This window comes from Pseudomonas sp. MWU13-3659, assembly GCF_023757525.1.
In the GTDB taxonomy this organism is placed as follows: domain Bacteria; phylum Pseudomonadota; class Gammaproteobacteria; order Pseudomonadales; family Pseudomonadaceae; genus Aquipseudomonas; species Aquipseudomonas entomophila_E.
Genome location: NZ_JAMSHW010000002.1, coordinates 151825 through 163014 on the forward strand (window position 1 = coordinate 151825; position 11190 = coordinate 163014).

Consider the following 11190-nt stretch of genomic DNA (forward strand, 5'->3'; position numbering starts at 1 on the left):
AACCGATCCGGTCTGCCCCACAAACCTGGGGCTGGACACCCACTCCTGGGTGGGGAATGCTGCCCCACGACCACCCCGCCGGGAGCACCCATGGACCCGCTTTACCTCATCGCCCTCGGGGCCATCGTCGCCGGTTTCGTCCAGGGCCTGTCGGGCTTTGCTTTCGGCATGGTGGCCATGTCGTTCTGGGCCTGGGGCCTGGAGCCCCGGGTGGCGGCGGTGCTGACCGTGTTCGGCAGCCTCACCGGCCAGCTGATCGCCGTGTTCAGTGTGCGCCGCGGCTTCAGTTGGCAGCTGTTGTGGCCATTCGTGCTCGGTGGCCTGGCAGGGATTCCCCTGGGTGTGTGGGTGCTGCCGCACCTTGACATGCTGTGGTTCAAGGCAGTGTTCGGTACCCTGTTGGTGCTGTGGTGCCCGCTGATGCTGCTGGCGCCGCGCCTGCCCCGCCTGCAGGGCGGGCGCCTGGCCGACGGCGCGGTAGGCATGGTCGGTGGCGTGCTGGGTGGCATCGGCGGTTTCACCGGCACCGTGCCGACCTTGTGGTGCACCCTGCGCGGGTTCGAACGCGACACCCAGCGCGCGGTGATCCAGAACTTCAACCTGTCGATGCTGGCGGTGACCATGCTCACCTACCTGGGTAGCGGGCTGGTGACCACGGCGCTGTTGCCATGGTTCGGCGTGGTGGCGCTGGCGATGGTGCTGCCGACGGTGATCGGCACCCGGGTATACCTGGGCATCAGCGAGCTGGCGTTCCGGCGTATCGTGCTGGGGCTGCTGACCTTGTCGGGAGTGGCGATGCTGGTGGTGGCAGTGCCGGGGTTGCTGGCGCGGGGGTGAGAGCTGGCCCTTGCCCCGTCGTCGGCTTCTTGGCACCCTTTGCCAGCCATTGCTGGGCGTCAATTCCGCAGAACAAGGAAACACCAAGGTGAGCTGGGAAAAAGTCGGTAAATCTCTCGTGGGCTTGCTGCTGGTCGCCATGATCGCTGCCGTGTTCTACGCGGTGTTGCGCAATGGCGACCGTCTCGAGGCGCGCCTGACTTACGCCTACCTCACCTACCCGGGCCAGTTCAGCGAACGCATCAGCCAGACCAACGAACTGCTCAAGTACGAGCGCTTGCATGCGCGCATCAGTGAAGTCAGCGACGGAGCACTGAGCCATCCGCAGATCGAGCGCTTGGTCGAGCTGGCCCAGGCACCCTACCTGCAGCTGTTCGCCAAGCCGTTCGAGGCCGGCCTGGTGGACCATCGCACCGGGTTGCTCATCGAGTTGGTCAACCACCGCAAGGAGCCGGTCAAGGCCGTGAAGATCCGTCTGCCGGCCAAGGGGCTGGTGCAGGTTCGCGACGATGCTGGCAACGACAGGCTGTTCCCGGCGCCGACCGGCATTGTCGAGATTCCCGCCATCGATGCACTGGGTGGGAGCAAGGTCTGGGTATATTTCGATTCGGACTACTCGCTCGTTCGCCACGGCGGCGTCAACATTCGTTATGCCGGTGGCACAGCCGACATCCAGGTGTACCGCGAGGTGATCGGCTTCCCGGCGCTGGTGGCGCGCTACAGCCGGGAACTGATGGTGCTGTTGCTGTTGCTGGTGGCCTGTGTGCTGGGGCTCGGTTATCACAGCCTCGGGCCACGCCGCCTGAGCCGCGGGTAAACTCGTAGGAGCCAGCCTTGCTGGCGAACACCGGCAAGGCCGGTGCCAGGCACCGCAGTGTTTTGGCTCGCCAACTTGAATCAGCCCTGAATCGTGACCAGAATATCGGTCTGAATCGAGGGCCCAGCCATGCAGAACATCTTTGCCGACGTGACCGTGAGCGTATCGGAGTTAAAGAAGAATCCTACTGCCGTCATGGCAAGTGCACAGGGGCAAGCCGTCGCCGTTCTCAACCATAATCGCGTGATGGGGTACATGGTCCCCGCTGAACTCTACGAGGCGATGATGGAGCAACTGGAAGACATCGAACTGGTCGCGCTGATCAAGGCACGTGCCGAGGAAAAGAGCGTTCCGGTAGACCTGGGTGACCTATAGCCTCGAGTTTCTACCTCTGCCTTGAAAGAGTGGGAGAAACTCGGCCATACCGTGCGTGAGCAAGCCAAGAAGAAGCTACGCGAACGCCTGACCCTGCCCCGGGTTCAGGCGGATGCACTGCGCGAGCTGCCCGACCACTACAAGATCAAGCTCAAGGCTTCGGGATATCGCCTGGTACATCGGGTCGAAGACGCGCGCATCGTGGTGGTGGTCGTGGCAGTCGGCAAGCGCGAGCGAGGGGCGGCTTACCGATCTGTTCGTAACAAGTAGCGGCAACGGGGCTGCAGTGCAGCCCATGTGTCCTTTGTCCCTCAGAGATCCAGCACCAGCCGCGCCGACCGTGCGCGCGACACGCACAGCATCATGGTCTGCTGCGACGCCTTCTCCTCATCGCTCAGGTACTGGTCGAAGTGCTCGGCCTCACCTTCGAGAATCGCCGTCTCGCAGGTGCCGCACACACCTTCGCGGCACAGGCACTCGACCTTGGCAGCCTTGGACTTCTCGATGGCCTGCAAAATGGTCATGCCTTCCTCGACTTCCAGTTCGGTGCCCGAGCGTGCCAGCACCACGGTAAACGCCGAACCCACGGCCGGCGCGGCGGCGGCGAATTGTTCCCAATGTACGCGGGACTCGGCGATACCGGCGGCGGCGGCGGTGGCGATCACCGCGTCGATCAGCGGCTTGGGCCCGCACACATAGAGGTGGGCGTCATCGGCCAGCCCTGCGCAGAGGGCGGCGAGGTCGAGCTTGCGATCCAGGCTGTCGATGTAGAAACGGGTGTTGCCGGCATGCGGGCCTTGTTCCAGGTCGCCCTGGAAGGCGCCGTGCTCCGGCGCACGGAACGCGTAGTGCAGTTCGTAAGGAATGGCGCCGCCTTCGAGCTCGTGCAGTTGGGCCAGGAACGGGGTGATGCCGATACCGCCGGCGATCAGCACATGGCGCCTGGCGCTTGGGTCAAGGGCGAACAGGTTGTTGGGGGTGGAGATGGTCAGCTCGCTGCCCACTTCGACCTGCTGGTGCATGAACGCCGAGCCGCCCTTGGACTGCTCTTCGAGGCGCACACCGATCTGGTAGCTGTGCAGCTGGCGCGGGTCGCTCATCAACGAATAGGCGTTGCTGAACTGGCTGCCGCAGGCCGACTGCATCTGCACGATGACGTGGCTGCCGCCGGTAAAGGCGGGCAGGGCGGCGCCGTCGGCGCGGGCCAGGGTGAAGCGCTTGATCTGCGGCGTGGCCTGTTCCACGCCGGTCACGCGCACCTTGAACATTTCGTATTGCTTGGCCATGGCGTACCTCGACAACGAAGCCCCGCGCCAGGCCCTGGCGCGGGGCGGGAAGCGTGTTCAGTCGTCCAGGTGGGCGACGGCGATCAGGTTGTGGAAGTGGGCGATGCCGTGCTCGCTCACGCCGCTGCGCTGCGCGTCGACCATGATTCGGCCCTGGCCACGGTAGCCGCGGGACTTCAGGCCCTTCTGCACGCTTTCGACCAGGCGCAGGTCCTCGGGGCGGAATACTTCGCGGTACCAGTCGATCAGCTTGTGCTGCTCTTCGTTGATGTCCTTGTTGAGGAAGTAGATGTCGTAGTGCTGCAGGGTGGTTTCGGCATCGACCGGGAACTCGTAGATGACGGTCATGAAGTTGGCCCCAGGCGGTACGTTGAACATGGTGCACGGCCAGGCCCAGAAGCCGGCGAAGGACGGGTCTTTCACTGTTTCATCGAACTTGAACGACTGCTCCGAGGGCTTGGCCAGGCCGTACTGCAGGGTCCAGTTGCCGTGCAGGCTGTGGCTGTACTGGCCGACGTCCACCGAGTCGGAGAAACCGGGGTGGGCCGGGGCGCAGTGGTAGCACTCCAGGTAGTTGTCGACGATCGACTTCCAGTTGGCCGGGGTGTCACTGACGAAGCGCGCGGCCAGGTGCAGGTCGTCGATCACCGCGCAGGCTTCGCGCATGCGCTGTTGCAGGCCAGGCAGTTGGTCTTCGACAGGGCCTGCGTCGTTGTCCATGTTGATGAAGATGAAGCCGGCGTACTCTTCGACGCGCAGTTGCACCAGAGTGGAGTTGTCCTTGTCGAAGTTGGCCACGTTCTCGCAGTTGCGGGCGTGGGCCAGTTCGCCGTCGAGCTTGAAGGCCCAGGCGTGGTAGGGGCAGGTGATCACGTTCTTGGCCTTGCCGCTGCCTTCGAGCAGTTGGTGGCCGCGGTGCGGGCAGACGTTGTAGAACGCGCGCAGCACGTCGTCGCGGCCACGCACGACGATGATGTTTTCGCCGATCACCTGGCGGGTGATGTAGGCGTTCTTCTCGGCGACTTCGCTGCGGTGGCCGACGCAGATCCAGCTGCGGGCGAAGATCGCTTCCTTCTCGTGCTCGAACACCGCGGCCTGGGTGTAGAACTTGGCCGGCAGGGTGAATGCCTCTTCGGGGTTGGCGCAGAAGTCGGCGGGCAGGCGTTTGAAATCGTTCATGGCTCTATCTCGGTTCTTATTGGTTAACGCGTATCTGTTGGTTAACAAGCTGGGTAAAATTTTTTGTACTGCTGTGTGACGCTGATTTGTGTAGGAGCGGCCTTGTGCCGCGAAAGGGCCGCGCAGCGGCCCCAGCGATCCATGCGTCGACGCTAAGATCCTGGGGCTGCCTTGCAGCCCTTTCGCGGCGCAAGGCCGCTCCTACATGGTCAGTGCACCACTGCCGCGCTGCAAGGCGCTTGCTCTTGGGGTTCCTCGCCGGCCAGGCGGGTGGCTTCTTCCTCGATGCGGTACGCCGGCACCTGGCCGTAGTCGGCCGCCAGCCACTTGAAGAACCCGTAGATCTTCACCAGCAGAATCGCCATGAACGGGATCGCAGTCAGCACCACGGCGGTTTTCATGGTCGACAACGAGGCCTTGGCGAACAGCATGGCCAGCGGCACCAGGGTCAGCACCACGCACCAGAACAGGCGCAGGGTCGGGCTCGGGTCCTCGCCCTCGCGCAGGTTGCGGGTGCTGGTGGCGGCCACGGCGTAGGCGGCGGCGTCCATGTGCGAGGCGCAGAACACCGCCATGATGAACAGGTACGCACCCAGGAACAGGGTGCCCCATGGCAAGGCCAGTAGCAGATCGGTCACTGCTGCCTCGCCGCCGAGGGTGCCGAGCAGCTTGGGCACGTCGATCTGGCCGTTGATGAACTGGTGCATGCTGTAGCTTTCCAGCGCGCCGAAGAAGAACCAGCAGCCGAAGCTGCCGCCCAGCAGCAGGGCGAACACCACCTCCTTGATCAGCCGGCCGCGGGACACGCGGGCGACGAACATCGCCACGCCCGGGGCGTAGGAGACCCACCACAGCCAGTAGAACACCGTCCAGTTGCGGGTGAAGGCGCCGTCGCCGGCCGGGTCGGTGAACAGGCTCATCTGCACGTAGTGCTGCAGCATCAGGCCGATGGAGTTGGCGGTGTTGTTCAGGGTGAACTGGGTCGGGCCGACCAGCAGCACGATGGCGGCGAACACCAGGGCGCCGATGCAGACCATCTTCGACAGGCGCTGCAGGCCGCCGTCGATGCCGATATAGGAACTCAGCGAGAACAGCAGCGCCACCGCACCGATCACCAGCAGTTGCACGGTGAAGGTGTTGGGCGTGCCGGCCAGGTCCGACAGGCCGCGGGTGAGCGTGGAGGCAGTGAGTGCCAGCGACACAGTCAGTGCACCCATCATGGTCAGCAGGAAGATCAGATCGACGGCGCGCCCGACCGGGCCGGTGGCCTTGAAGCCGGTGACCGCCTCGATGATCGAGGCCAGGTTAAGGCCGCTCTTCTTGCGCACGTGGAAGTGGTAGGCCATGGCCAGCGAGGCCAGGGCGTAGATCGACCAGGCGCTGATGCCCCAGTGGAAGAACGAGTAGCTGACGCTGTACTCAAGGGCCTTGGCCGACATCGGCGCGATGTTCAGGCCCGGGGTCTGGTAGTAGTAGGCCCACTCCATCACGCCCCAGTACAGGGTCGAGGAACCCATGCCGGCGCAGATGAACATGAACACCCAGGTGGTGGTGGAGTATTCCGGCTTGCCGGCGCCCAGGCGGATGTTGCCGTACTTGCTGAAGGCCAGGTACAGCACGGCCAGGGAGCTGCCGAAGACCAGCACCTGGACGCTGGTGCCGAAGGTGCGGGTGGCCACTTCGAATAGCTGGTTGGCCAGGTTTTCCGCTTGTGCGGGGAAGGCAGCAAGGCCGATCACGGTGAGCAGTACGGCCACCAGGCTTACGGCGATCAGGAACACGTCGATCTTTTTGTTATTGGGGGACATCAATTGTCTCCTGGAGCATTTTTTTTGTAGTAGGCGTCAGGCGTAGGGCAGTCCGTGTCGAGGCTGGTTTTTCCTTTATGTTAACTGATAGGTAACAAGTATCTTTTGGTTTACAGATTCTGCATTGAATCGTGATGGGTGGCAATAGGATTGTCGGACAGTCTGGATGGTTGGTTGTGCCCTTTTCGCGGATGAGTCCGCTCCTACAAGAGCGGATTCATCCGCGAAAAGGGCACCGCCGACTCAAGCTCCGAGCAACTCGGCAATCGCCTTGCCCACGTCCTGGGTCGAACGGCTGCCGCCCATGTCGCGGGTCGTGTCGCCATTGGCGATCACCGTCTCGATGGCCGTGAGGATGTCGTCATGGGCCGCCTGGTAGCGCGCATCACCGCCATCCTTGCCAAGGAACTCGAGCATCAAGGCGCCGGACCAGATCATCGCGATCGGGTTGGCGATGTTCTTGCCGTAGATGTCCGGCGCCGAACCGTGCACCGGCTCGAACAGCGACGGGAACGTGCGCTCGGGGTTGAGGTTGGCCGAAGGCGCGATGCCGATGGTGCCGGCGCAGGCCGGGCCCAGGTCGGAGAGAATGTCGCCGAACAGGTTGGAAGCCACCACCACATCGAAGCGCTCCGGCTGCAGCACGAAGCGGGCGCAGAGGATGTCGATGTGCTGCTTGTCCCAGCTGATCCCGGGGTAGTGGGCGGCCATGGCGGCGGTGCGCTCGTCCCAGTAGGGCATGCTCACGGCCATGCCGTTGGACTTGGTCGCCGAGGTGACGTGCTTGCGTTCGCGGGTCTGGGCCACGTCGAAGGCGTACTTGAGGATGCGGTCCACGCCACGGCGGGTGAACACCGATTCCTGCAGGACGAATTCGTTTTCGGTGTTCTCGAACATGCGCCCGCCCAGGGACGAGTATTCACCCTCGGTGTTCTCACGGATCACCACGAAATCGATGTCGCCGGGCTGCTTGTTCGCCAGCGGGCAGGGTACGCCGGGGAACAGGCGCACCGGGCGGATGTTCACGTACTGGTCGAAGTCGCGGCGGAACTTGAGCAGCGAGCCCCACAGCGAGATGTGGTCCGGGACCTTGTCCGGCCAGCCGACGGCGCCGAAGTACAGGGCGTCGAAACCCTTGAGCTGGTCGAACCAGTCGTCGGGCATCATCTTGCCGTGGGCCAGGTAGTAGTCGCAGCTGGCCCATTCGAAGTACTCGATCTGCAGGTCGAGGCCGTGCTTGCGCGCGGCGGCTTCTACCACGCGGATGCCTTCGGGGAGGACTTCGTTGCCGATGCCGTCACCGGGGATGGCGGCGATCTTGAAGGTCTTGGTCATGGGGTGCATCTCGTGTCCAGGGAAGATGCGGGTCATGCTATAAGGGTGCGCTGTGCAGATAATCTGCCGATCTATCAATTCTTGGTGCACGAAGCGTGAATAATCTGCCGAACCTCGACGACCTCGACATCTTCCTGCAAGTGGCCCGCCGTGCCAGCTTTGCCTCGGCGGCGGACGAGCGTGGCATGTCGGCGGCGTTCGTCAGCAAGCGCATTCGCCTGCTTGAGGAAAGCCTCGGAGTACGCCTGCTGCACCGCACCACGCGGCGGGTATCGGTGAGCGAGGAGGGCGAGCGGGTCTACCAGTGGGCGCAGCAGATCTTCGACACCGTGCAGCGCATGGACGACGACCTCAACGCCGGCCAGCGCGAGCCGGCCGGGCAGTTGCGTGTCGCCAGCAGCCTGGGGCTGGGGCGGCGCTTCGTGGCGCCGGCGCTGTCGGAGCTGGCCGCGCGCTACCCGCGCCTGGATATCCGCCTCGATGTGCATGACCGCCTGGTGGACCTGATCGCGGAAGGCGTCGACCTGGATATCCGCGTGGGCAATGTCATCGCCCCGCACCTGATCGCCAAGCCGCTGGCGCGCAACCGCCGGGTGCTGTGCGCCGCGCCTTCGTACCTGGCCGAGCACGGTACGCCACGGGTGTTGGCCGACCTGGCCAGCCATGACTGCCTGGTGATCAAGGAGCGCGACCACCCGTTCGGGCTGTGGCACCTGGAGGGGCCGCAGGGTGAGGAGAGCGTGCGGGTGACCGGCGCGTTGTCGAGCAACCATGGCGAAGTGGCACACCAGTGGTGCCTGGATGGCCGTGGGATCCTGCTGCGTTCGTGGTGGGATGTGTACGACAGCATCGCCGATGGGCGGTTGGTGCAGGTGCTGCCGGACTACCAGCAGGCGGCGGACATCTGGGCGGTGTACACCGCGCCGCTGGCCGGCTCGGCCAAGGTGCGGGTGGCGGTGGAGTTCTTCCGCCAGTATTTCGCCGAGCGCTACCGGTTGCCGGGGTGAACCCAGAGGTGCCTCACGATCACTGTGGGAGCAACTGTCTTGCAGAGTGTGAGGGATTTACGCCTACCCCTGTAGGAGCGGCCTTGTGCCGCGAAAGGGCCGAAAAGCGGCCCCGGCGATCTTTCTCAACACTGAGATCCTAGGGCCGCTCCGCACCCCTTTCGCGGCACAAGGCCGCTCCTACAGGGATCGTGCAAGGCTTGGTGCTAGCGTGGCCGAGGTGGGAGCGGTCTTTGTGCACCCAATAAAGGTGGGTTACCGACCGCGTCGGCGGGAAACCCGTGCTTCGATATTCTTGCGCCCGATCAGCAAGGGCGGCTTCTCCACCACCGGCTCGTCGGCCAGCCACTTGTACATCACCAGGCAATCCACCAGCCCATGCTCGGCATGGCGATAGGCCTTGGGCAGTCGCCCGACGGTCTCGAAGCCCAGCGCGTGCCACAGCGCCACGGCCACTTCGTTGGTGGCCACCACCGAATTGAACTGCAGGGCCAGGAAGCCTTCCTGGCGCGCCAGCTTCTGCGAGTGCTCGCACATCAGCCTGGCCACGCCACGGCCACGCGCCTGCTCGCAGACCATGTAGCCGCAGTTGCCCACATGCGCGCCGGGGCCGGCGGCATTGGCCTTGAGGAAGTAGGAGCCGAGCAGTTCGCCGTCTTCTTCAGCCACCAGGGTGCGCAGGGGCAGGTCCAGCCACAGCTGGCGGGCTCGCTCGATGTCGAGTTCGGGGTCGAAGGCGTAGGTCTGGCGGGCCTGGACGATGGCCTGGAAGGTGGGCCAGAAGCGCTCGAAGTCTTCCGGGGTCATGGGGCGAATGTGAATCATGGCAATACCTGCGCGGGCTGGACCGCCCAGTCTGGGTGTCGCGGCGCCGTCGCGCAAGGGCGGCGACGCCGCGTGGGTCAGGCGCCGGCCTTGCCGACGGCATCCAGCGCCCGTGCCGAGTAGACCAGCGCCGCGCCGGCGTTCATCGCCACGGCCACGCCCAGCGCTTCGGCGATTTCTTCGCGAGTGGCGCCGTGCTTGACCGCCTGCTGCGAATGCACGGCGATGCAGCCATCGCACCGGGTGGTGACGGCCACGGCCAGGGAGATCAGCTCGCGGGTCTTGGCGTCCAGGTGGTTGGTCTTTGAGCCGGCGCCGCTGGCGGTCATGTAGCCGGCTACGGTGTCGGGGGAGAGTTGCTTGAGATCGCCGATGCCGGCCATCAACTGCTTACGGTAGGCGTCCCAGTCCATCATGCTCATCGTCTTCACCTTGTCAGGTTGGCAACAGGAGCTATCAGGCTAGTCGATGTTCAGGCGCCTGGGGCTGCGAAGCAGCCCCAAGGGGCGATCAGATATAGATGAACACCAGCACCAGCGCCGCGACCACGGCCCATTTTTCCAGGTAGTAGCGGGTGCGGTTGCGTTTCTTCATCGCCTTGCCGCGCTCGCGGATCTTGTAGATGCGGGTGAACAGGCGGTTGATGCCACCGGTCTTGTCATTGGCGTCGTTGGGCGCGGCGGCGGCGGCCATGACGTTGCGGCTGAACCAGCGGTTGAAGGCACTTGCCCAGCGGTACTTGAGCGGCCGCTCGACGTCGCAGAACAGGATGATGCGGTTGTGCTCGGTGGTGTTGGCGGCGTAGTGGATGTAGGTCTCGTCGAACACCACGGCCTGGCCGTCGCGCCAGGAGTATTTCTCGCCGTCGACGTCGATGTAGCAACCGTCGTCGTTGGGCGTGTCCAGGCCCAGGTGGTAGCGATAGGAGCCGGCATACGGGTCGCGGTGGCGCACCAGCTTGGCGCCCGGTGGCAGGGTGGCGAACATCGCCGCCTTGACCGAACCGATGCCCTGCAGCAGCTCGGTGGTGCGTGGACACAGGGTCATCGCCGACGGGTGGCTCTCGCCGTACCACTTCAGGTAGAAGCGCTTCCAGCCGGTCTTGAAGAACGAGTTGAAACCGACATCGTCGTAGTTGTCGGACTTCTTGATCTCGCCCGCGTGCAGCAGCTGCTGCGCCTCTTCGCGGATTTCCTGCCAGTGGTCCTGGAGCGTCTGCAGCTCGGGGAACGCCTCGACCGGCAGGTAGGGCTTGGCCGGGTGCCTGGAGAACAGGTAGAGGAAGCTGTTGACCGGTGCCAGGAAGCTGGAGTGGTCGCCCAGCTGGCGGGTCAGCTTGTGACGTACCCGACCGCGCAGGTGAACATAGGCGATCGAGAGGACGAAGATCAGTACGAGTGCGATTTTCATGGACGGTTACTTGTCTAAAAAATGGCCATGCGCCATGGCTTGAGCCCGCCAGCATAAACAATCGTGACCTGGGTTTGTACTTATTGTTACGACAATTCCGGGCGACTTAGGTGTAATGGCCTACAGGTTGCGTAAACGATTCAACTGGAGGTCGGTCGTCATTTCGTGCTTGGGGCTGTTTGTTCAAGGGGCTCGACGGGAGGGTTGCCATGCCCTGAAGATCGAGCGCCGCCTGCGCGGCGCATCGCGGATGAATCCGCTCCTACGCTTGTTGCAACGTGCCACACCTGCCATTGCCTCGCCTGACTGTA

General features: G+C 64.1%; 11 protein-coding genes and 1 pseudogene. 5 read left to right on the forward strand and 7 right to left on the reverse strand.

Annotation, left to right across the window (positions count from 1 at the left end):
• The first annotated feature begins 90 nt into the window (after nucleotides 1–90).
• From NGM28_RS03110 to NGM28_RS03125, 4 genes and pseudogenes are all read left to right on the forward strand, one after another.
• The gene (locus tag NGM28_RS03110) at nucleotides 91–837 is read left to right on the forward strand and encodes a sulfite exporter TauE/SafE family protein (protein ID WP_252088649.1); all 747 of its coding nucleotides are present in this window, start codon (nucleotides 91–93) and stop codon (nucleotides 835–837) included.
• An 88-nt stretch (nucleotides 838–925) separates the two neighbouring features.
• On the forward strand, nucleotides 926–1654 hold the full coding sequence (locus NGM28_RS03115; RefSeq protein ID WP_252088650.1) for a hypothetical protein: 729 nt from the start codon (nucleotides 926–928) through the stop codon (nucleotides 1652–1654).
• Nucleotides 1655–1783: 129 nt separating this feature from the next.
• Nucleotides 1784–2029 carry a type II toxin-antitoxin system Phd/YefM family antitoxin gene (locus NGM28_RS03120; RefSeq protein WP_252088651.1) on the forward strand — a complete coding sequence of 82 codons (246 nt, stop codon included), beginning with the start codon at nucleotides 1784–1786 and terminating at the stop codon, nucleotides 2027–2029.
• Nucleotides 2019–2299: pseudogene (locus tag NGM28_RS03125) on the forward strand (type II toxin-antitoxin system RelE family toxin). The gene NGM28_RS03120 and the pseudogene NGM28_RS03125 overlap by 11 nt, the downstream one beginning before the upstream one ends.
• A 41-nt stretch (nucleotides 2300–2340) precedes the next feature.
• On the opposite strand, the gene NGM28_RS03130 reads toward NGM28_RS03125, so the two are convergent.
• The 4 genes from NGM28_RS03130 to NGM28_RS03145 all read right to left on the reverse strand — a co-directional run bounded on the left by NGM28_RS03130 (nucleotide 2341) and on the right by NGM28_RS03145 (nucleotide 7637).
• Nucleotides 2341–3315, reverse strand: a complete 975-nt coding sequence (locus NGM28_RS03130; RefSeq protein ID WP_240063313.1) for a PDR/VanB family oxidoreductase — start codon at nucleotides 3313–3315, stop codon at nucleotides 2341–2343.
• 57 nt (nucleotides 3316–3372) lie between these two features.
• On the reverse strand, nucleotides 3373–4494 hold the full coding sequence (locus NGM28_RS03135; RefSeq protein ID WP_252088652.1) for an aromatic ring-hydroxylating oxygenase subunit alpha: 1122 nt from the start codon (nucleotides 4492–4494) through the stop codon (nucleotides 3373–3375).
• A 209-nt stretch (nucleotides 4495–4703) separates the two neighbouring features.
• A complete protein-coding gene (locus NGM28_RS03140; protein WP_240063315.1) occupies nucleotides 4704–6302 on the reverse strand; it encodes a BCCT family transporter in 1599 nt (532 codons plus the stop codon).
• A gap of 243 nt (nucleotides 6303–6545) precedes the next feature.
• Nucleotides 6546–7637: a tartrate dehydrogenase gene (locus NGM28_RS03145; RefSeq protein ID WP_252088653.1), complete on the reverse strand. Its 1092-nt coding sequence runs from the start codon at nucleotides 7635–7637 to the stop codon at nucleotides 6546–6548.
• Between the two features lie 95 nt (nucleotides 7638–7732).
• Here NGM28_RS03145 and NGM28_RS03150 point away from each other — a divergent pair, with 95 nt between their 5' ends.
• Nucleotides 7733–8644, forward strand: a complete 912-nt coding sequence (locus NGM28_RS03150; RefSeq protein WP_252088654.1) for a LysR family transcriptional regulator — start codon at nucleotides 7733–7735, stop codon at nucleotides 8642–8644.
• A gap of 255 nt (nucleotides 8645–8899) precedes the next feature.
• Here NGM28_RS03150 and NGM28_RS03155 read toward each other — a convergent pair whose 3' ends face one another.
• From NGM28_RS03155 to lpxO, 3 genes are all read right to left on the reverse strand, one after another.
• Nucleotides 8900–9469: a GNAT family N-acetyltransferase gene (locus NGM28_RS03155; RefSeq protein ID WP_240063318.1), complete on the reverse strand. Its 570-nt coding sequence runs from the start codon at nucleotides 9467–9469 to the stop codon at nucleotides 8900–8902.
• Nucleotides 9470–9546: 77 nt separating this feature from the next.
• Nucleotides 9547–9891, reverse strand: a complete 345-nt coding sequence (locus NGM28_RS03160; RefSeq protein ID WP_240063319.1) for a carboxymuconolactone decarboxylase family protein — start codon at nucleotides 9889–9891, stop codon at nucleotides 9547–9549.
• A gap of 88 nt (nucleotides 9892–9979) precedes the next feature.
• Nucleotides 9980–10879, reverse strand: coding sequence for a lipid A hydroxylase LpxO (lpxO, locus tag NGM28_RS03165; protein ID WP_240063320.1), 900 nt, complete (start codon nucleotides 10877–10879; stop codon nucleotides 9980–9982).
• Nucleotides 10880–11190 lie beyond the last annotated feature (311 nt).